Source organism: Niastella soli (assembly GCF_017742245.1).
GTDB classification, from domain to species: Bacteria; Bacteroidota; Bacteroidia; order Chitinophagales; family Chitinophagaceae; genus Niastella; species Niastella soli.
Genome location: NZ_JAGHKO010000014.1, coordinates 125,860 through 146,972, shown reverse-complemented (window position 1 = coordinate 146,972; position 21,113 = coordinate 125,860). Strand labels below are relative to the sequence as shown.

15 protein-coding genes and 2 tRNA genes are annotated in these 21,113 nt (G+C 44.3%); 12 read left to right on the top strand and 5 right to left on the bottom strand.

Annotated features, from left to right (window positions below; translation table 11 throughout):
• Positions 1-380 precede the first annotated feature (380 nt).
• Positions 381-833, top strand: a complete 453-nt coding sequence (locus J7I42_RS29640; protein ID WP_209143113.1) for an SRPBCC family protein — start codon at positions 381-383, stop codon at positions 831-833.
• Between the two features lie 112 nt (positions 834-945).
• Here J7I42_RS29640 and J7I42_RS29635 read toward each other — a convergent pair whose 3' ends face one another.
• From J7I42_RS29635 to J7I42_RS29625, 3 genes are all read right to left on the bottom strand, one after another.
• Entirely contained in the window at positions 946-1,734 is a 789-nt protein-coding gene (locus J7I42_RS29635; protein WP_209143111.1) for a PI-PLC domain-containing protein, read from the bottom strand.
• 654 nt (positions 1,735-2,388) lie between these two features.
• Positions 2,389-3,204, bottom strand: coding sequence for an SAM hydrolase/SAM-dependent halogenase family protein (locus J7I42_RS29630; RefSeq protein WP_209143109.1), 816 nt, complete (start codon positions 3,202-3,204; stop codon positions 2,389-2,391).
• A 117-nt stretch (positions 3,205-3,321) separates the two neighbouring features.
• Positions 3,322-4,128 (bottom strand): SDR family oxidoreductase, encoded by an 807-nt coding sequence (locus J7I42_RS29625; RefSeq protein WP_209143107.1) that lies wholly within the window; start codon positions 4,126-4,128, stop codon positions 3,322-3,324.
• A gap of 234 nt (positions 4,129-4,362) precedes the next feature.
• Between J7I42_RS29625 and J7I42_RS29620 the strand changes: the two genes are divergently transcribed.
• From J7I42_RS29620 to J7I42_RS29600, 5 genes are all read left to right on the top strand, one after another.
• Positions 4,363-4,435, top strand: a tRNA-Lys gene (locus tag J7I42_RS29620).
• A 100-nt stretch (positions 4,436-4,535) separates the two neighbouring features.
• Positions 4,536-4,608, top strand: a tRNA-Lys gene (locus J7I42_RS29615).
• 565 nt (positions 4,609-5,173) lie between these two features.
• Complete coding sequence (locus J7I42_RS29610; protein ID WP_209143105.1) at positions 5,174-6,808, top strand: NADP-dependent glyceraldehyde-3-phosphate dehydrogenase; 1,635 nt, start codon at positions 5,174-5,176, stop codon at positions 6,806-6,808.
• A gap of 152 nt (positions 6,809-6,960) precedes the next feature.
• Positions 6,961-7,959: an SDR family oxidoreductase gene (locus tag J7I42_RS29605; protein WP_209143103.1), complete on the top strand. Its 999-nt coding sequence runs from the start codon at positions 6,961-6,963 to the stop codon at positions 7,957-7,959.
• Between the two features lie 18 nt (positions 7,960-7,977).
• Positions 7,978-8,787 (top strand): helix-turn-helix domain-containing protein, encoded by an 810-nt coding sequence (locus J7I42_RS29600; RefSeq protein WP_209143101.1) that lies wholly within the window; start codon positions 7,978-7,980, stop codon positions 8,785-8,787.
• 60 nt (positions 8,788-8,847) lie between these two features.
• On the opposite strand, the gene J7I42_RS29595 is transcribed toward J7I42_RS29600, so the two are convergent.
• Positions 8,848-9,024, bottom strand: coding sequence for a hypothetical protein (locus tag J7I42_RS29595; RefSeq protein ID WP_209143099.1), 177 nt, complete (start codon positions 9,022-9,024; stop codon positions 8,848-8,850).
• A gap of 190 nt (positions 9,025-9,214) precedes the next feature.
• Here J7I42_RS29595 and J7I42_RS29590 point away from each other — a divergent pair, with 190 nt between their 5' ends.
• The 3 genes from J7I42_RS29590 (at position 9,215) to J7I42_RS29580 (ending at position 12,238) form a co-directional block, all read left to right on the top strand.
• Positions 9,215-10,144 carry a hypothetical protein gene (locus J7I42_RS29590; protein ID WP_209143097.1) on the top strand — a complete coding sequence of 310 codons (930 nt, stop codon included), beginning with the start codon at positions 9,215-9,217 and terminating at the stop codon, positions 10,142-10,144.
• A gap of 51 nt (positions 10,145-10,195) precedes the next feature.
• Positions 10,196-10,825 carry a dienelactone hydrolase family protein gene (locus tag J7I42_RS29585; protein WP_209143096.1) on the top strand — a complete coding sequence of 210 codons (630 nt, stop codon included), beginning with the start codon at positions 10,196-10,198 and terminating at the stop codon, positions 10,823-10,825.
• Between the two features lie 84 nt (positions 10,826-10,909).
• The gene (locus tag J7I42_RS29580; protein WP_209143094.1) at positions 10,910-12,238 is read left to right on the top strand and encodes a family 43 glycosylhydrolase; all 1,329 of its coding nucleotides are present in this window, start codon (positions 10,910-10,912) and stop codon (positions 12,236-12,238) included.
• Positions 12,239-12,577: 339 nt separating this feature from the next.
• Here J7I42_RS29580 and J7I42_RS29575 read toward each other — a convergent pair whose 3' ends face one another.
• A complete protein-coding gene (locus J7I42_RS29575; protein WP_209143092.1) occupies positions 12,578-15,133 on the bottom strand; it encodes a hypothetical protein in 2,556 nt (851 codons plus the stop codon).
• A gap of 115 nt (positions 15,134-15,248) precedes the next feature.
• On the opposite strand from J7I42_RS29575, the gene J7I42_RS29570 reads away from it, so the two are divergent.
• Genes J7I42_RS29570 through J7I42_RS29560 form a run of 3 tightly spaced genes read left to right on the top strand, consistent with a single transcriptional unit; the run spans position 15,249 to position 20,981 of the window.
• A complete protein-coding gene (locus tag J7I42_RS29570; RefSeq protein WP_209143090.1) occupies positions 15,249-18,407 on the top strand; it encodes a SusC/RagA family TonB-linked outer membrane protein in 3,159 nt (1,052 codons plus the stop codon).
• 9 nt (positions 18,408-18,416) lie between these two features.
• A complete protein-coding gene (locus tag J7I42_RS29565) occupies positions 18,417-20,252 on the top strand; it encodes a RagB/SusD family nutrient uptake outer membrane protein (RefSeq protein WP_209143088.1) in 1,836 nt (611 codons plus the stop codon).
• A 15-nt stretch (positions 20,253-20,267) separates the two neighbouring features.
• Positions 20,268-20,981, top strand: a complete 714-nt coding sequence (locus J7I42_RS29560) for a DUF3823 domain-containing protein (RefSeq protein ID WP_209143086.1) — start codon at positions 20,268-20,270, stop codon at positions 20,979-20,981.
• The last annotated feature ends 132 nt before the right edge of the window (positions 20,982-21,113 follow it).

Here is a 21,113-nt window from a genome sequence, read left to right as displayed (position 1 = left end):
CCAGACTGCATTTTTATATACTTTGGATATACCTGTTATTCATGTCATTAGAATAGATATCCCGGAGATGTCCCGGAGGTGTCCCAGAGATGACCCGGGGATACTTCACCTCTTATTAGAGCCGGGATATCTTCGTTACAGGTCACTAAATACTGTAGTTTGTGACTATAACCCATGTGCATCTATCCTATGGTAAAACACTATGTGTAATATTGTAGACTAGGTAGTTAAGTCTCAAATGACCCTCATTTTGTCCTAAATGGCCACCTTTCATATCCAGATTTCCAATCATCTTTGTTGTGTTGAAGCAGTGGAGCAGCAACCACGCTAAAAACGGGCGGAACCGAAAAGCCAGACGAGTAGGAATAAAAAAATGTTTTATGTCAACTAATTCAGTTTCGTTACACCGAATGATCAAGACATCGCCCGAAAAGTTATACCGCGCATTTACTGAAGCCCTGGCAATTGCTTCCTGGTTACCTCCTTATGGCTTTCTTTGTACTGTTCATGAAATGAATGTAAAGACTGGTGGTACTTTCAGAATGTCCTTCACGAATTTTACAACTGGTAACGGACATTCATTCGGTGGTACTTATGTTGAAGTTAAACCGAACGAGTTTCTTAAATACACCGATAAATTCGATGATCCCAACCTGCCTGGAGAGATGACCACTTCTGTATGGATCAAAAAAACTATTGCGGGCACTGAATTAAAAGTTGAGCAAACGGGGATCCCGGCTGTAATCCCGGCTGAAATGTGTTACCTGGGCTGGCAGGATTCGTTGGATAAACTAATTAAACTGGTAGAGCCTGAAATACCAGACAATGCATAGATGACCAGGTCCGGTGCTGGAAAAGTAAAGCGGTCACTTCCTGTGTGAAGTGACCGCTTTATAAATGTTTTTACAATTAAGGGCGTGAATTCAAGCTCATGCACAAACCCGCCTAGTTGGATTTCTTTTCAGGTCTGTTCTTCTTCAAATACTCAGCGAGTGATTTAATACTATAAGTGTCTATATAATCAACACCTAATTCAATAACTTTTTGCCAGCCATCAACGAAATCAGGTGTGTTCCAAAATCTAACCTTTTTCCCTAATTCATGACCTTTAGCAACTGCTTTTTGTAAAGCCAGCCAGTTTTTCTCCGGAATATTGTCGGTGCCTTTCCAGGATGTGTAGTTAATGAAATTATCGCTCAGGATTGCAATACGGGTAAGTTCATCGGGTCTATATTTTATGCTCAATAACCCATCAAACCAAATGTAAGGAGGATAGGCAAGATAAGTGCTTGGATCTGGTTTATTACCACTTACAAGTATCATGAGCGATTTACACTGGGTAATTTCAGGGTACTTTGATAACATGTCGGTAATCTTATTGAGCGTAGGTACAGCTTCTGATTTTACATCTATCATCAAAATCAAACTCTGCGTGGGATCTTCATAAATATTACCGTTGTTCGCTTTAATATATTCAACTAAAGGTTTAACGTATAGGTCTTCAAATCTTTTATTGTTGATAACATCTTTTTCTGTGTGAGCCACAATTAAGTCATTATCGTTCAAAAACAAGTCTACTTCAATCGATCCAAACTTGCTATTATAGGCGGTAACCAGCGGAGGTTCATGTTGATAATCGTTGTGGGCATGCGCATTGGCTGTTGTATAAACGTTTGTTTGTGCCATTGCGCCAACAGTACTCAGGACTAGAAAAATCAAAACTAGATTCTTCATAATGATAGGGAATTTTTTCAGGTTAAAAAATTATCATCTGGCAATGCGGATCTTTTTTACCTGCAATCGTGCGGGTTAAGTGTCTATTCGACAAGTTATAAATAAAATTTGGTTAATGCAAATAAGGCTGGTTTTGTTTGATAATAATTTTCTCTTAGATCTTAATGAGGGCTTCCAATTATGATAGCCTCTTTACCAATACCGTGCCCCTGGGATCATGCAATATCGTTTTAAACCTGGGTTTTTGGGTAGTAAGTGACTTTGTTAATCTTAATGCCAGCCTTGGTCACTGTTATCAATTAAAGTTAAGGACTGTGAAGATTCAAAAGTTAGACATGGTTTTCGTCGTAATAGTACTAGTTTTGGTCTAGTAAATTTCGCATGCCGAATAAGCTAAATGAAATTAGTTTGAAGGTGTTGCTGTCTTCTGTTCTGCAACGGGTCAGAAATTCATCTATGTCATATTCCGTTTCTTCAGGGCAAACCCTAACAAAACCCTACTTTCTAATAATTCTATTCTTGTTACAACAAACCCCTGAGAAAGTGTTTTGTGTGTCAGTTTAAAATTTATTCTTTCTTTTGTTTAGATGGATGACGAATTCAAGATTCAGGTTATTGGATCGGATATTTTCATCTTCTAAGTTTGTTGCTTTACTACCCAAACATGATCTTCACAGTTTGGTAGAACAGTCTGTTTTGAAGGTGTTGGGCCTGTTCGGTAAAACCTTGCAATCCAAATAAACCGGCGGCATTGCCTTTGTTGATAGCAATTTCAAGATATCCGGCCGCATTGAAGAGTGCCAGTTTTTCGCCTTCGTTCACATCGGCATAGGTTTCCGCTATTTTATCGATCACTTCATTGCGTTTGAATACAATTTTGAAGTTCCGCCCATTCCGATGTTCTTCGAATTGTTCGCGTGTTATATTAACTACAATATTTTCGAAATGATCTATAAAAATGATCTGCCCTTCCATCCAGTTTTCGCCAAACAAGGGACGTAAATGATTCTTTTCTAAAAAAGGCACATCAGGGATGCCAATATCCTGTAACCGGGCCCCGGCATGTAATTTCTGAATGGCTTCACCCATTACCTGAACGCAATACAAGGTGTTTTTTATGGCTTTGGGATCGAGCGGCAAACCGATGATCATTTCAGGTTTGTCTTCGAGCATCATAGTGAGCAGGCCATTATCGGCACACAAAATGTATTGTTCCTTATGCCAGGCTAATAATAATTGTTCCGGCTTTTTTTCAAACAGGTTTACCAGCAGCAAATGGAATGTGTTCGGGGGGAACTGCTTGATTATGTTGCGGCTGATATAGGCAGCCTGCGGATAGTTGAAAGGTGAAATGGTATGCGACACGTCAACCAGGGTAAATTCCGGGTTCTGTTGCAATAACTGGCCCTTTACTGCACCCACCAGGTAGTCTTGCATACCAAAATCAGAAGTGAGGGTTAGTAAAGGCATTTAAGAAATTATGTATTAAAAATTAGGAATGAGAAATGAAAAAGTTTGAAATTTATTAGCAAGATGAGAAATGAGCGACTACTTTTTCATTTTAATTTTCCATTTCTCATTTTTCATTTATTTGGAAAGCTCATTGTTCTTAAAAAAGAATTTGTACACCAGCTTATCCGTTAGCGAAGGGAAGAGTTTGTTCAAAAAGATGGTCCTTTTACCGTTAAAGGTAAGAACGAGGGTACGCTTACGGTTTTCGATGGCTTTCAGGATTTCGCGAGAACAGGCCTCAGCGCTCATTAAACTGGCTTCGTCGAGCGGTGATTCCCCTTGCGGATTGCCTTGCTCATTTAGTGCCGCATTCCGGATATTGGAGGCTGTAAAGCCTGGACAAACCCACATAACGTGCACGCCGGAATGTAATAACTCCGTCCGGATGGCCTCCAGCCAGCCCTGTAAGGCAAATTTAGAGGCAGAATAGGCCGCGCGGCCAGGTAAACCGCGGTAACCGGCAATGGAAGAAACTCCCACAATGGTCCCTTTACGCTCTAATATAGAGGGTAGTGCATATTTGGTGCAATACACGGAACCAAAAAAATTGACGTCCATTACCTTTTTGATCACTTCAATGTCGGCATCATTAAATAAAGCCCGCATGCTGATACCGGCATTATTGATAAGGATGTCTATCCCGCCGAATGTTTTAATGGTAGATTCAATAAAACGCTGACAATCGGCTTCTTTACTCACATCACAGGTAATGGTATGCAGCATCACATTGGCGTGCTGCAGTTGCAGGGTGTATAATTTGTCGTAATTACGCGCACAGGTAGCTACTTTGGCACCTGCGGCAATGCAAGCATCTACCAAAGCCTTTCCAATTCCATCACTTCCGCCCGTAATAGCTACAACCTTATCTTTTAAGAATGACATAACGTTACTTTTGTAAACACAAAAATAGCGGAGTTAACCCGCTGAAAAAATAGGAGTTGAGAAAATAGTTTATGATTTTTTTTAAAAAAATTTGGTGAGATATGTTTTTCTCCTATTTTTGCACTCCCAAAATAAACGCACCGCTTCGAAAAACGGTCAGAAGAAAAAGAGAATGAATGAGTTGGATAGCAATTTTGGGCAAAGATCTTAACATTTTGAAACCTTAATAAGGTTGATCTCGTAGCTCAGTTGGTAGAGCACAACACTTTTAATGTTGGGGTCCTGGGTTCGAGTCCCAGCGGGATCACAAAATTTGGCGGAAAGGCTATCAAAAATGGTAGCCTTTTTTTATGCCAGAATTATTGGTTAAGTATCTTCGCGGTTCAAAAGTTTAAAGTTCTTAGGTTGATCTCGTAGCTCAGTTGGTAGAGCACAACACTTTTAATGTTGGGGTCCTGGGTTCGAGTCCCAGCGGGATCACAGAATTGGTAAAGAGGCTATCAAAATTGGTAGCCTCTTTTTTTATGCCTTTTATGTATATCCTATATTCAGAGAAGTTAAGAAAATACAATAGCTGCATCTGTTTCTAATAATCATCAAATAATTGCTGCGTTTATGCGCTGATAATTCCTGCCTGGTGCTGCATATGCCACCTGATTGCCTGTTTCCTGACGGAAGATGAAGATGTACTAATAGGTTATTGTATAGATGATCTGCCATTCAAACTATAACTAGTAACCGAAATGAATTTACTTTTTTGTCAACGACGGATTCTACCTGCCTGCTGAAATTATAAGTATAAAAAAACAAGCAGGCTACAAACTTACCTGAGATCTGCCTGTCTCTTTGATCTAACATGTGATAGCTCTATGTATGCTAAATTGAAAAAGCTATCAGCTGATAGTTTTTTTCTAACCAGGCGGGTTGTTTAATGAAAAAAAGAAAATAATTAGTGACTTTTTTAAAAATATCTTCATGATTATTAGTCTACATTTGAAAAATCTTGTTAAAAGACAATTTTTATAAGATCAGTAAATCAACAACCATGTCTCAACAGAATTCTAACAGAGGTACTTTGCCTCAGGTATTTAAAGAGGAGAGCAGCATACCTGACAATTACAAGATCACCGAAATTCACCAACGGGAATATTTATTAAATGGCGAACTGGTTCCCTGGAATGGGCCCGTTACCAATATTTATTCACCGGTTTGTATACCTACCGCAAACGGATTTGAAAAAAAGCTGCTGGGCAGCATTCCTAATACTACTCCCAAAGAATCTTTGGAAGCGCTTGACGCCGCTGTGGCCGCTTATAATAACGGTTTAGGTGAATGGCCTACCATGTCTGTAGAAGGACGCATCAAATGCATGCAGAAGTTTGTGTATTTAATGATCCAGCAAAGAGAGCTGGTGATCAAATTGCTGATGTGGGAAATTGGAAAAACACTGGCTGATGCCACCAAAGAATTTGACCGCACCGTTGAATACATCAACTTCACCATCGATGCGTTGAAAGACCTCGACCGGGAGTCTTCTCATTTTCAACAGGCAGAAGGTACTATTGCTCAAATAAGAAGAGCGCCGTTAGGCGTAGTGTTGAGCATGGGCCCCTTCAACTATCCTCTGAACGAAATTTTTACCACACTGATACCAGCCCTTATCATGGGCAACACCATTCTGTTTAAATTACCCAAATTTGGTGTATTGTGCCATTATCCTTTATTAAATGCATTCAAAGAAGCATTTCCTAAAGGCACCGTAAATACATTATACGGTAAAGGTTCAGAGATCATTTCTCCGATCATGGAGAGTGGTAAAGTGAACGTGCTGGCTTTCATTGGTAGCAGCAAGGTGGCAAACGGACTTAAAAAATTGCACCCGAAAGTAAATCGCTTGCGTGCTATTTTAAGTCTGGATGCAAAGAATGCAGCCATTGTTACCAAAAATGCCAACATTGATGTAGCCGTTAATGAATGTATCCTGGGTGCGCTTTCTTTCAATGGACAACGTTGTACCGCCCTGAAACTGATCTTTGTGCAAAGAGAGATCGCTGCCGAGTTCACGGAAAAGCTTTCAGCAGCTGTATCCGCCATGAAACCCGGATTACCCTGGGAAGCTGGCGTTAAAATTACCCCGTTGCCAGAAGACAATAAACCAGCTTATTTGAAAGCCTGTATAGATGACGCCATTTCCAAAGGCGCCAAAGTGATGAATGAAAATGGTGGCTTCCAGGAAGGTTCTTTTGTATTCCCGGCAGTAGTATTCCCGGTAAATGAGCAAATGAAATTATATCATGAAGAGCAATTTGGTCCTATCGTGCCGGTAGTGCCTTTCGATTCTATTGATGAGCCGGTAAACTACCAGGTAAATGCAACACATGGTATGCAGGTGAGTATCTTTAGCGAAGATGCCAAAGAAGTGGCCAGCCTCATTGATCCATTTGTAAATCTGGTAAGCCGCGTAAATATCAACTGCCAGGCACAACGTTCGCCCGATGTATTTCCATTTACCGGAAGAAAAGACAGTGCAGAAGGTACGTTATCTGTATTCGATGCGCTTCGTTCATTTTCCATCCGTTCACTGGTGGCAGCTAAATTAACAGAATCAAACAAAACGCTGCTCAACACAATTGTTAGAAGCCATGATTCTAACTTTTTGAGCACCGATTATATTTTCTAAAGCGGACCATTAAAATTTTCTAAAGCGGGGTTGTGAAAGCAGCCCCGCTTTTTTATTACGGGAGCTGAACTTTAAAACAAAGAAAGATTGAACTTTAAAACAAAACACGCCGTACGTATTTGAGGGAGCTTTGCTGAGAAATAAATAACAAAATGAAAAATTCAGCAAACGCAACCACCGTGTTAGTAACTGGCGGTTCGGGTTATTTGGGACTGCAATGTGTATTACAATTATTACAGGAAGGATATACCGTAAAAACTACCATCCGCTCATTGGCCAAAAAAGAGGAGATCATACATGCCCTCACAACAGGTGGTATTCACCATTTCGACAAATTGACTTTTATTGAAGCTGATCTTACAAAAGATGATAACTGGATGGAAGCAGTGAGCGGCTGCACCTATGTACTACATGTGGCGTCGCCCTTCCCCGCTGTTGACCCCGCAGATGAAAACGAAATAATAGTGCCTGCCAGAGACGGTTCATTACGGGTGTTGAAAGCTGCCCGGGATGCCGGGGTAAAACGGGTTGTATTGACTTCTTCCTTTGCTGCTATTGGTTACAGCAGAAGCCCGGAAAATTATACGTTTACTGAACAGGATTGGACAGACCCCAGTACTCCAGGACTTCGCCCTTATCTTAAATCGAAAGCCATTGCAGAAAAAGCTGCCTGGGATTTTATGAAAAGGGAAGGGGGCGATATGGAGTTAACGGTTATTAATCCGGTTGGGATCTTTGGCCCGGTGCCTGGTGGTAACTATTCGGCCTCGATGGAATTTGTGCTGAAAGGGTTATTAAATGGGGATATAAAGGAAACGCCTAATTTTACCTTTAATATTGTTGACGTGCGCGATACGGCCGATATTCACCTGAGAGCTATGACGCATCCTGAGGCCAAAGGTGAGCGTTTTCTGGCGGCTTCTGAGGGTTCGGTCAGTGTTTATGATATAGCCGTGTTGGTCCGCAGAGAACGGCTGCAACACGCAGCGAATATAGCCGACCTGAAGCCACTTGGTGCCGAAGTATATGTGCACCTGAGCGCTGAAAAGGCAAGAAAGGTATTGGGCTGGAAACCAAGAGCAAAAGAAATAACGCTGTTAGACACCATCGATGCCCTGAGCGGAGTCGAAGGGAGGGACCATAAGCGTTGAGCGTAGTCGAAACGCGGCATGCTAAAAATAACAAAAGTGGATATAGAAAAAATACACTCCTGTTACCTGGGACCAGGTATTTCACCGGAACACCTGATCCCGGAGCATTATTTCATGTATCTGTTACAGGGAACGTATATAGCCTACGATGGCGAAAAGAAATACATTTCCAATCCGGGCGATGCCATCATCGCCCGGAAAAACCATTTGATCCGGTATACAAAAAACAAAGTGGACAATGAATTTCATAAGATCGTGATTGCCCTGGATGAACCGTTTCTACGATCTTTTCTGGAAAAGCATCCTTATAGACCGGGCGTGTTCGATAATGATGACTCTATTTTGTTAGTGGAAACGAATGCATTGGTCCGGAATTTTGTGAACTCCCTGGAGCCTTATTATAAAGGGGCTGAAAAACTGGACCCTGATTTTGCCGATGTAAAACGGGAAGAGCTGTTGATCATCTTATTAAAACAGAACCCGGCGTGGGCACAGGTGTTTTTCAATTTCAGCATTCCTCAGCGCATAGACCTGGCGGCATTCATGAACAAGAATTTCAGGTTCAATATAAAGTTAGAACAGTTTGCTTTTTTAACCGGTCGGAGTTTGTCAACCTTCAAACGCGATTTTAACAAGATCTTTAATGAAATGCCCGGCACCTGGCTTACCCGGAAACGCCTGGAAGAAGCCCATTTTCAAATAAAGAATAAAAACAAAAAGCCGGGTGATATATACCTTGAAGTGGGTTTCGAAAACCTGTCACATTTCTCCTACGCCTTTAAAAAACAGTTTGGGAAATCGCCGGTGGAAGTACAGAAAGCGGAGTAAGAAAAAAGGCTACCTTACGATAGCCAATTTTTCATGTATATGTGGTTCCCGAAATACTCCTTAGCGTACAATAACTTTCTTGCTGGTAATTACATGTATCCATAAAACTGAAGAAAGAAAGCTGGTCAGTGTCAGCAGGGCTGATACATTATAATTTCCAAATTTGAACATTAATGCACTTACTAAACTGGCAATTACTATCAGTACAATGGTGGTAAGGGTGAATATCGTTTTCATATAAGGTGATTTTTAAGGTTGTTTATTCAAGCGTTTTATTTGTTGCTTGTTTGTATAATAGAAGGTAACGGAGCTTCGAAGTTTATTAACGAAATGTGAAAGGTTAACCCCGCGTTATTGGCAATATTGGGCAGGCAACGCCTTCGTATATGCCCGTAAAAAAGTAACTTTCCTGTAGTTATTTTTTTGTATGAGATCACTGTTCTTTTGCCTGATCTTATTGTTGGATACGCTTGCGCCCTGTTGGGCACAAGACCTTTCCGGTACCTGGGAAGGGCGGATAGATGCCGAGTATATGAAAATGGTAATTATCAGGCAGGGAAATACTTATATAGGTTACACCTACGATGAGGGTATGGGTTTTTGCAAAGCCAATTTTCTGGGGAATTTCAATGACTCCGCCCGGCAATTAAAAGGCGCAGGCCAAAGTTTTATTGACAGAACAACAAATCATGTGCTTTGCACCTATAAACTAAATTTCTATGTAGAGGCTGATGGTAAATACCTGGTGGGAACAGCCAATATGAAATCGGTGTTAAGCTCGATACTATCCATGGGGATGGCTTCACGCACGGTATTAAAACAGGTGAGCACAAACGTGGATACCACTAATTATATGTTGGCCTGGTTAAATAAGCGCGGCAATCCTGGTGGTAATGTTGCGCAAAACAAAAAGGTTGATACACTAAAAACAGATAGCAGCAGGCCTACCGGTAGCTTGTCGCCCGCAGCACTTAACAAAAAAGCCTTTAATGACAGTATAAGCACAGTAAAAAAACAACGTATGGCTGATACGCTCAGTACTATCATTACGCACGCCGATAGTATTGTGATCACCATCTCGGATAATGAGGTAGTCGATGGCGATACCGTCACTGTTTTTCATAATAATGAAGTGCTGGTATCGCGGCTTTTTGTATCTGCCCATCCGTACAGGATCGTAGTTCCCTTAAAAAAAGATGTGCCGGTTCATGAATTTGTGCTGGTGGCCAATAACCTGGGTAGTATTCCCCCCAACACGGCTTTGCTAACCATTGAGGCGGGCAAAGACCGTTATCAATTAAAAGCTTCCTCTGATCTAAAAAAGAATGCGGTGATATTGTTTAAACATATGAATTAAATAGGGCCACTGGCATGGAATTTTCAGCTTTTTTATAAAAGATCTTTCCCCGTGACCAGTAAAAAAGAAATACACATTCATCTACAGCATGTTGAGTTGGGTGCTAACCTGGTTGAACCGGCAAACGCAAGAGGGCTGGTTGTTTTTGCACACGGGAGTGGCAGCAGCCGGATGAGCCCCCGGAATAATTTTGTAGCCGATGTGCTGAATAAACACCACATGGCAACTTTGTTGACCGATCTGTTAACGGCTTTTGAAGATGAAGTGTATGAAAACCGGTTTGATATTGCATTGCTAAGCCATCGTCTGATCCAGGTAACGGAATGGGCCTCCCAACAACCTCATCTGGAGCAATTGTCGGTTGGTTATTTTGGGGCAAGCACGGGAGCGGCATCTGCTTTACAGGGAGCTGCCATGCTTGATAAAAACATAAAAGCGGTGGTAAGCCGTGGCGGCCGACCCGATCTGGCTGTTGCCATAAAACAGGTAAAAGCACCCACATTGCTTATTGTTGGTTCCCGCGATACCCAGGTGATGGGGTTAAATACCAAGGCATATGAGGATCTCTGTTGTGAAAAGAACTTCGAGATCGTTGAAGGCGCCTCCCATTTGTTTGAGGAACCCGGCGCCCTGCATAATGTGGCCAACCTCGCTGCCAGCTGGTTTGAGAAATATTTATAAGATGTTGGGCTGTTTTTCCGCCATTAATCACCAATTAATGAACTATTAAGCGACTGGTTAATGCCCAAACGCTTTCTTGCCCCTATGAAAAAAATAATTGCCTGTCAGCTAGCCCTATGCACTCTTTTGATCAGTGGGTCCTGTTTTTCCCAAAATCCATTTATTACCAGTATTTACACCGCCGATCCATCGGCGCATGTATGGGCCGATGGCAGGTTATATGTTTATCCCTCCCACGATATAGATCCGGCCCGGGGCTGCGACCTTATGGACAGGTACCATGTATATTCAACCGATGATATGGTGACCTGGCGTGATGAAGGCGAAATCTTAAACGCCAGCCAGGTAGCATGGGGGCGTAAAGAAGGCGGTTTTATGTGGGCCCCGGATTGTGCTTACAAAAACGGCACCTATTATTACTATTTTCCACATCCCAGCGATACAAAATGGAACAACTCCTGGAAAATTGGCGTAGCCACCAGTAAAAAGCCTGCCAGCGATTTTACCTCTGCCGGCTATATTAAAGGGCTCGATAGCAGTTCTATGATAGATCCCTGTGTGTTCATCGATACGGATGGACAGGCTTACTTTTATTATGGCGGTGGCAGCAAATGTTCTGGTGGAAAATTGAAAGACAATATGATCGAGATCGACGGCACGCTACAAAAAATGGAAGGGCTGGTTGACTTTCATGAAGCTACCTGGGTGTTTAAAAGGAATGGCATTTACTATCTTACTTATGCCGATAACCACGGCCGGGAGAATCAGTTGCGTTATGCTACCAGTAACGGTCCTTTAGGCCCCTGGAAATACCAGGGCGTGTTCCTTGGTTCAACCGATTGTGATACCAACCACGGTTCAGTAGTGGAATACAAAGGGAAATGGTATATTTTTTATCATAACCAACAGCTCTCCAATACCGGTCAGGGTAACTTGCGGTCTATCTGTGTAGACTATGTGCAGTTTAATGAAGACGGTACCATAAAACTGGTAGAACAAACAAAAACAGGTCCGTCTGCGATAGCTGCCTTGCCCGGAGTTAAAAAGTCAATTCGTTATGAAGCAGAAAAAGCGGACGTAAGTGGAGGCGCTACCCTTACCGGTAATTATGTAACTAACCTGAAAGAGGCCTCTTCTGCTATAACCTTCCCCCGTGTTAATGGCGGCAAGAAAGGCGGCCGGGCCACTATTACCATTGCACATGCCAATGTCGCGTATGGTAGAATAAGATTGGTTGTAAATGGCGTTGATCTTTCTTTCCTGAATGCCATGTCAACTGCCGATGCCACCACCTTTACCGGCAAGGCAATGTTTACAGTAAAGCTGAAAGCCGGTGACAATACCATCAGACTGGAAGGCGGTGGAAAAGAGCTGATCAATGTTGACTATATCACCATTACGCCATTAGATTAGAATTGAAAAAGGAGGCTGCCGGTTTGAGGTATTAACCAATTCTGTAATTTTCGGAAGCATGACAGTAAGGAATATAGATAATTGGGTAGTATTGGTTTTGGCGTCTCCGACGCGTCGGTGTGCCCTGATAAAGCGAACAAGACCTGTAAGGCTCGCCATCGGGTGTTAATCTATCAGTGGGCTTATGCGATCCTGACAGGTCTTAATGGTTCAATGAGACCTGTCAGAGCCTGCCCCGATTCATCGGGGTCTGTTCATCTCGTTGGCTCCGCAAGCTCAGAAGGCAGACCTTACAGGTCTTCATCTCTCTGTCTTTTGCCTTTCACCATTGCCCATTGCCTATTGCCTTTCAGTGATCTCATTAAACGTCTTCCCCGGTTTCTCCCCATAAGAATGCTCATACTCTTTTTCAAATTTCTGGAACGTTTCCAATGCAAGGCCATACCTGCCCTGGGCTATCAGTGCCTTGCACTTGTATTCGAGGGCAGTTTCATTCAACTGGTCAAACTGGAAAACGGCATTGGCGATCCTTATAATACTACCGCTATCAGTGATCGTATTGGTATTGAAATTGGTCAGCAGCCAGTCGATGGCCAAACCCGATACTTCAGATTTGATATCATCCAGCCAGGTATAATTGACTTCATTCAGGAACGAGCCTCTTTCCAGGATTGTCAGCAGGGTTTGTTTTTCAGCAGGTGAGCATCCTGATTTTCTTACTATCGTATTAAAAGCGAGGTAATCGAGGTAGAGGGCATTTTCTTCCGCTACCAATTGAATTTTCCCATTTACTTTTTCTATATGGCAGGCGCCTATGCTTTCCAGGATAGGTTTTAGTTTGGCAATGTTTACAGAATAATTGTTCTTGGCGTCTTTCTGTTGTTTGTCGCGCCAAAGGATCTCGAACAGTTTTTCCTGGGGAATGCCTTTACCTGTTCGGATGGTATGGGTTACGATCAGGATCAATAACTCTTTTAATAACGGGGTAAGCTGGGTGGTGACGTCGTGGGCGGTGGAATCGTACACTTCAAAATTGCCAAAGAGATAAATAGCAGACGCCTTTACCAATGGGCCAGGTTCCGGTAATGCAACCGGTTCTTCCCTTTGCAAAGCCGAACCAGTAGCAATGGCTGGTGCGGGGGATGGTATTATTGTAGGTGTTCGTTTTTGGCGGATGGCTTTTTTTCTTCTTACAACTGCCAGGCCTGCAGCGGCCAGTAATAACCCTGCTATCGTTAAGACATATAATTTCCAGTTTGAAAACAAGCCAGGTTGGTTTGCAATAGTAGTGACCGCACCCGGTGGGAAATCGATAGAAAATACTTTTACGTCTGTCCGGTTGTTGGCTGTATATAAAGTGACCGCCACCAGCTTCCTGCTCGATTGGCAATAATAGAGATCGGCATAAGAAGCAATATCGTAATAAGAGTAGGGGATGGAATCTCCCAACTGGTTATACGCAGGCGAGGTGAGGGAGCCCTGGATCAGCTGCAGGGCTGCATTGAACCGGTCAGTAGGGTACACCAATGCGTACCAGGTATTGGTAGGTGCATCAACCACCATTTGATTGGCAAAACAGAATTGCCGGGAGGGCTCTTTGAGTTGGAATAAGGTATGAAACGATTTACTGCGTACGTCGAATCGCGTGAAATCGTATGTAAATCGCGGATTGATGGTTTGATCGCCGGTGGTGCTGCCATAGCCACCCACCAGGTACGCTGTATCGCCCGCATCGTTTGTGCCGGCTGAAGCCATGTACCGCGGCATAAAGAAATCACCGGTTGGTTGCAGGGTCTCCCATTGCTGGCTGTTCAAATGGTAGCGCTGTACCTGGTTCTTGTATTGAAGTTGTCCATACCCGCCAATGATATACAAACTGGTATCAAAGGCAGAAAAGAATTTATTCGCCTGCCAGTAAACAGTAAGGTCTTTAAAATTAAAATGGTGGTTCCATCGTTTGCTTCCCGTATCGTACCGGCTTACCTGTTTGCTGTCGATATAGAAATTATATAAGGAATCGGTGAGTGGGATGTAGATCGACTGATTGCCGGGTGGAATGCTGTCCCTTTTAATATTGAATCCAATTGTCTGAACAACCATGTTGGTAAGGTTCAGCGTATACAGGGAGTCGGCCGAAACAATATACAATACTTCTCTTTTTTTATCAAAGGCAATGCTGGCCGTTGCTTTTGTATTAACGGAATATACATTTTCCCATATTTGATGCCGGGGTTTTATCCATACCGGATTTTTTACCACGGCCTTTCGCTTTTCCTGTTTGTCTGTAGCGGTAAGGCCATCCGATTCAGACAAGGGGAAGAAAAGCCGGGATTTCCCATCGTTCCAGATCCGGATGTCTTTAATACAGGCAGGCGGGATATCGGTAGTTTGAAAACCTTCATAACTGTTACTGCCAAAATACAGCCGGTACTCACTTGCCGGTTTTACAGCCAGGGGCCCATTCCCAGCCAGGGAGTTATTGATGCTATAGAAGAGCTTCTTTTTAACAGGGTTTATGCGGAGCACAAAATGGTTCCAGCCATTCAACAGCATAGCCGTATCAACTGGCAGGGTGCCGGAAATTTGTTCGCCATTCACAAAGTTAAAACTGGCCGAGCGCTGGTTATAAACGATATCGATATGCTGGTTGCCGGTGGTGATCAGGCGCATCACATAACCGAAATAAATGGCTTTGTGCGGCTGAAATATCAGGTCGAATGCAATTTCGGTTTCATCGGCCAACTGAAGCGGGCCATTGGCCGTTAGATCGAGCGAGGTCCGTTTTTCGGGGATCACTTCATGACTGGAGAATTGTAATCCATAAGGCTGCGCTCTTGCATCATACGTATGCAATCCGACAATAATAAGTAGAATGGCAATAACCGGTTTCAGCATGAGCAAATAAAAAGAAAAAATACTAATTAATTCCCCATTAATGGGTTTGTTAATAGTTTTTTAGGGGCCTGGCGCTTAATTGCCGGTATCAGTATAAAAACTAATTGCTTGTTGTATGAAAATTATCTGTAAGCTCCTGCTTGCCTGTCTGTTTCCTGTGGCGGTGCTGGCACAGCAGAAAACTATCACAGGAAGAATAACCCATGTGCAAACGAAAGAACCCCTGGCCGGCGTAACCATTTCGGTGGCCGGCGATTCCAGCATCTCGGTTATGTCTGACCAGAACGGGAAATATTCCATCACGGTCCCTGCCAATGCCGCCCGGCTTTCTTTTTCCCACATTACTATGAATGCCATTACCATTCCAATTAATGGCCGGGGTACGATCAACCTCACCATGGAGGAAAACAGCCGCAGCCTCGATAACGTGGTTGTGGTAGGGTATGGCACCCAGAAGAAAACCACGCTTACCGGTTCGGTATCTATGTTAAAGAGCAGCGACCTGGTAGTTACCAAAAATGAGAACGTACAGAACATGCTTACGGGGAAAATTCCCGGTTTACGCATGATCCAGCGCACAGCCGAACCGGGCGGGTATGAAAACAGTTTCGATATCCGCGGGTATGGCGCCTCACCCCTGGTGGTGATCGATGGGGTGCCACGTGGTGGTTTCGAAAAGCTGGACCCCAATGAAATTGAAAGTGTGTCGGTATTGAAAGATGCATCGGCCGCTATTTATGGCAACCGCGCCGCTAATGGCGTTATCCTGATCACTACCAAAAAGGGCAGCGCCCGCAATGGCCGGTTCGACATCACCTATTCCTTTAACCAGGCCTGGCAAACTTTTTTGGGAATGCCCGATGGCGTGGGACCGGTGGATTATATGATGCTGACGAATGAAAAAGCAAAGCGCGATTTCGCCAATAACTTTATCAGCAACCAGCCCCCTGCTTATGCTTACAATGATATTAAACCCTGGATGGATGGTACCTATACCGGGGCCGACTGGATCGGAGCTGCATTTAACACCACTTCACCGCAAGTACAGCATAACCTGAATATTACCGGTGGCACCGATAAAGTAAACCTATTCTTTAATGTGGGGTATATGAAGCAAAGCGGTTTGCTCAAATCGGGCGATCTCGATTACAGCCGCTGGAACATGCGTTCTAATATAAACGTAAAGATCAGCGACCGTATTCGCGCCCAGGCATTGATCTCGGGTCACATGGATGAAAAGGACCAGCCTTACCAGGACCTGTGGACCATTTTCAAATATACCTGGAACCAGATCCCCATTAACCAGATCTATGCTAATAACAACCCGCAGTACCTGAATGTAATGCCCGATAATGCCAACCCTGTGGCCATTACCGATGCCGATAAAGTGGGCTACAGAAAAAGGACCCAGAAGAACCTGCAAACACAGGTAAACCTTGAATATGATCTTCCCGGTATAAAAGGACTAAAGGCAAGAGGTATGTTCAACTATGGGTTGAACGTCGACGATAACAGCGATTATAAAAAAGCCTATAATTTGTATACCTACGATGCCAATTCAAATGAATATAAGGTCTCGAATGTAAACGGACCTTCCAACCTTACGCGTACCTATGGCACCGGTTTTCAAACCCTTAGCCAGTTGTCGTTACAATATAACCGTTCATTCAACAATACGCATACAGTATCGGCCATGGCGTTGCTGGAAGAGAACCATTCAAAGAACGATAACATCTATGCCTCGCGCAATGTATTGTTGCCTGTTGACTATTTGTTTGGCGCCGAGTCGGTTGACCAGATCGGTAATACCTCGCCTGGTGGAGTAACCGAAATAGCCATGCGCTCCTGGGTGGGCCGGGCCACCTATGATTATAAAGGGAAATACCTGGCCGAAGCTACTTTCCGTTACGATGGTACCAATAAATACAAACCCGGCAATGGGCAATGGGGCTTTTTCCCCGCTTTCCTCGCCGGCTGGCGCATCAGTGAAGAACCATTTTTTAACCGGCTGGTCTCTCCCAAGGTCATTTCAAACCTGAAGCTGCGCGCTTCTTATGGCGAAATGGGCGATGACAATGCCGCCGCCTTCCAGTATGTAGCCGGTTATAACTATCCAACCGTAAATCCCAACGATAATAGTGTATGGGGTTACATTTTCAATGGTGTGTTTGTAAATGGTGCCGAAACCCGGGGGCTCGTAAATGAGAACATTACCTGGACCACTTCCACCACCAAAAACCTTGGGTTGGAGTTCAACCTGTTTAATAACAAAATAGAAGGGTCGTTTGATGTTTACAGAAGGGACCGCACCGGATTACCTGCGCAACGCACCGTGGTAATTCCCGGCACCGTAGGTGTTACCGTTCCCCAGGAAAACCTGAACTCCGATCGTACACAAGGCTGGGAGTTGTCATTAACGCATCGCAATACGGTCCATGATGTAAGAATGAATATAACGGGCAACGTTTCCTATGCCCGCAACTTCTTCCGTAACCAAACACAGGGGTTGGCAGGCAATGAATACCAGCAATGGCGCAATGGCCTCACTGACCGGTTTAAAAACATCTGGTGGGGCAAAGACTACGGCGGGCAATTCACCAGTTACGACCAGATCTACGGTTACCCTATAAACACCGGTGGCGGCAATAACAACGTAGTGCCGGGCGATTATTACCTGCAGGACTGGAATGAAGATGGCGTAATAGATGGCAATGACGATCATCCCATAGCGTTGCAGGACCTGCCGCTTATCAACTTCGGTTTAACCATTGGGTTATATTATAAAGGGTTTGATCTGAGTGCTGTACTGGCCGGTTCCACAGGCTTTTGGGTACAGTATGATGAACAATATGCCGAACCGCTGATGTATGGCCGCAGCTCCCTCACCAAATTCCTCGACAGCTGGCATACGGCTAATCCCGATGACAATGTGTTTGATCCCAATACCCAATGGGTGGCTGGCAAATACCCCGCTATGGGTTTTAACTATGGCAGCATCAATAACTCCACTAAAGCCGTACAGGACGCCACCTTCCTGCGTTGCAAGACCCTGGAGATTGGTTACAGTTTGCCCACCACATTAACAGGAAAACTGGGTATTAAGAACAGCCGCCTGTATGTGAACAGCTATAACCTGTTTACACTAACCGGGCTTAAAGACAGCGACCCTGAACACCCGGGTAAAATTCCCAATGCCGGTTTTGAATATGGTTTGGGTGGTTATAAATACCCACTCAACCGCACCTTTAACGTTGGCGCTTCCATTACTTTCTAAACGATTCATATGAAAATCAATAATAGCATATTTGTTGTACTCATAGCAATGCTGGTTGCCGTTTCAGCGTGTCAGAAGCTCGACATAAAACCGGTAAACCTGCTTACCGATGACCAGATCTTTAGCAGCGAGTCGGGAGTGAATGTTTATATGGCACAGGTATACCGCAAATTACCGATCGAAGATTTTTCGTATCGTCCTACCGGACGTGATGGCCAACCGGGTTTTAACCTGCACCACGAATGGGAACACTTCTGGCATAGCGGAGCAGCATGTGGCGAAATGGTAGGGCCCTGGGGCGGTATGGATATTGGCGGGGGCTTTGGTTACTGGCCCTATGCCGACATCCGTGCAGTGAATTATTTCATGGAGACTTTACCAAAGTATGCGGTCAATTTCGCCCCGGATAAAATTGATCAGTTCACCGGCGAAGCCTATTTCCTGCGCGCCTATTATTATTTCGCATTGGCAAAAAGATATGGCGGTGTTCCCATTGTTGAGGTGGTACAAAAATACCCCGAGCAAACCATTGCAGAACTACAGGTGCATCGCAATACCGAAGAAGAAACCTGGAATTTTATTGGCAAAGACCTGGATAAAGCCATTGCCCTGTTGCCTGCAACCAGCGCTCCCGAAAGGGCTAATAAATACGTGGCCGCTGCCTTAAAATCGCGGGCCATGTTGTACGCCGGTAGTATTGCGCGGTATGGATCACAGAATTTTGTAAACGGGGATGCGCGTACGCAGGGCTACGTGGGCATAGCGCCGGAGAAAGCAACCAGTTATTTTAACCAGTGCATTGAAGCTGCCAAACTGCTGGAAGGCCACTACAATTTATATACTTCCAACAGCGATAAGGTGATGAATTATGTAGATGCCTTCCTGGATGAAAAAAGCCCTGAGAATATCCTGGTGAGAAATTATTCCATTCCCAGTCGTACTGCCCATAGCTGGGATGCTACTTTTTCACCCCGCTGGATGACTGCTAATGCCTTGTCACGGGCCTATCCAACGCTGGAGTTTGTAGAACGTTTTGGGATGTTGAACTTTAATAACCCCGACGGCACCCCTAAGCGATACAATCAACCGGGCGATGCTTTTCAGGGTATGGAGGCCAGGTTACGGGCCACTGTATATTTCCCGGGCGATATCCTGCGTACCCGCACGTTTGATGTGCAGCGCGGTATTTATCCCACTTTCAGCGGCACCGCTGCTGCCGAAGTAAATAAACCTGCCGCCGCCCGCAGCTATCTGTTGTCGGGTGATCCCAATACGATGTACAATGGCAAAGCTATCATTGGGCAAACCGGTATCAGTACGGCTGGGGATGAGCGCACCCGCACCGGTTTTTATGTACGCAAGTATATCGACTATCGCCGTCCCCAGGCCGATGTGGATCTGTTTACCAGCACCACGCACTGGATTGAGTTCCGCTATGCGGAAATACTGTTGAATCGGGCTGAAGCTGATATAGAGACTGGTGAGACAGCCGATGCACTTGTCTGTTTGAACAAGATCAGGGACCGGGCCGGTGCCACGCCCCTGACCCTGGCCGAGATGACCATCGAAGTAGTGCGTAATGAAAGAAGCAAGGAGCTCGCATTCGAGAATCATTACTGGTGGGATCTTCGCCGTTGGCGTATTGCCGATGTTGTCCTGAACAATGCCCGCTTTCAGGGAATTATGCCTTACTATGTTTTCGATGAACAGAAATATATCATGTTGAAAGAACCGGAAACCTTTGGCCGTAATTACAACTTCGAGAAGAAATTTTATTATGAGCCAATGCCTGGCGGCGAACTGGGTAAGAACCCCAATCTCTATCCGAACAATCCAAATTATTAGCATAAACTAACTGTCATGAAACTTCATTTGAGCACAATGTTACTGGGTGCTGGTATACTGCTGGCAGGTGTGGCATGCGTAAAAAAAGACAATTACGATGCCCCCGATGCGTCACTGGAAGGCAACCTGGTTGATCAGCAATCAAAAAGCAATATTCAAACCGCTACCGGCAATGTTACCATCAGGCTCGAGCAGCTGAGCTGGAGTGCCACGCCCGCACCACAGGATATCCCGGTGAAAATGGATGGCACCTTTAAAAACTCCAAATTGTTCAAAGGGCATTACCGCGTGTCAATAAAAGGTGGCGCGTTCTGGGCGGTACCACCGGTGGAGCTGGATGTTGATAAGAACACCAAATATGATTTCAACCTCACGCCTTATTTGTATCTGAACAGTTTTACCACCAAACTGGACAGCAATCAATTAACGCTCCGTTTCACTATGCAGGCACCCATTGCCGGAATGCCTTCCATTGCTGAAATACAACCCTACGTAAACACCACTTCGCTGGTAGGACCGGGTGCATCGATCCGCGACTATTCCGACGTGTATAAAGTAGCCGTCAATAAAGAGTGGGGGGATATGTCGCCCGCCGACAGATCGCCGGAGTTTGTTATTCCCAATCTTGTAAAGGGAAGGACCTTTTATGTACGGGTTGGCGTACGTTTTAACAACGACGATAAGAGTTCGAATTTGAGTGAGATAATAAAGATTGAGGTGCCTAAGTAAAGTTGATCAGTTGACACGTTAACACATTGACTCGTTGACACGTTGACGGGGAGGCAGGTTGATAGAGGTAACAGAGTTGATAGGGTTGATAAAGGAAGGAGTAAGGTGATGTTGATGAGAATTAAAATGCCG

Bases quoted from the DNA above. Each gene is read 5' to 3' on its own strand.
- J7I42_RS29565 (WP_209143088.1), top strand. From the start codon at position 18,417: ATGAAAATCAATAATAGCATATTTGTTGTACTCATAGCAATGCTGGTT.
- J7I42_RS29590 (WP_209143097.1), top strand. From the start codon at position 9,215: ATGAGATCACTGTTCTTTTGCCTGATCTTATTGTTGGATACGCTTGCG.
- J7I42_RS29595 (WP_209143099.1), bottom strand. From the start codon at position 9,024: ATGAAAACGATATTCACCCTTACCACCATTGTACTGATAGTAATTGCC.
- J7I42_RS29560 (WP_209143086.1), top strand. From the start codon at position 20,268: ATGAAACTTCATTTGAGCACAATGTTACTGGGTGCTGGTATACTGCTG.
- J7I42_RS29625 (WP_209143107.1), bottom strand. From the start codon at position 4,128: ATGTCATTCTTAAAAGATAAGGTTGTAGCTATTACGGGCGGAAGTGAT.
- J7I42_RS29610 (WP_209143105.1), top strand. From the start codon at position 5,174: ATGTCTCAACAGAATTCTAACAGAGGTACTTTGCCTCAGGTATTTAAA.
- J7I42_RS29600 (WP_209143101.1), top strand. From the start codon at position 7,978: ATGCTAAAAATAACAAAAGTGGATATAGAAAAAATACACTCCTGTTAC.
- J7I42_RS29605 (WP_209143103.1), top strand. From the start codon at position 6,961: ATGAAAAATTCAGCAAACGCAACCACCGTGTTAGTAACTGGCGGTTCG.
- J7I42_RS29570 (WP_209143090.1), top strand. From the start codon at position 15,249: ATGAAAATTATCTGTAAGCTCCTGCTTGCCTGTCTGTTTCCTGTGGCG.
- J7I42_RS29630 (WP_209143109.1), bottom strand. From the start codon at position 3,204: ATGCCTTTACTAACCCTCACTTCTGATTTTGGTATGCAAGACTACCTG.
- J7I42_RS29640 (WP_209143113.1), top strand. From the start codon at position 381: ATGTCAACTAATTCAGTTTCGTTACACCGAATGATCAAGACATCGCCC.
- J7I42_RS29580 (WP_209143094.1), top strand. From the start codon at position 10,910: ATGAAAAAAATAATTGCCTGTCAGCTAGCCCTATGCACTCTTTTGATC.
- J7I42_RS29575 (WP_209143092.1), bottom strand. From the start codon at position 15,133: ATGCTGAAACCGGTTATTGCCATTCTACTTATTATTGTCGGATTGCAT.
- J7I42_RS29635 (WP_209143111.1), bottom strand. From the start codon at position 1,734: ATGAAGAATCTAGTTTTGATTTTTCTAGTCCTGAGTACTGTTGGCGCA.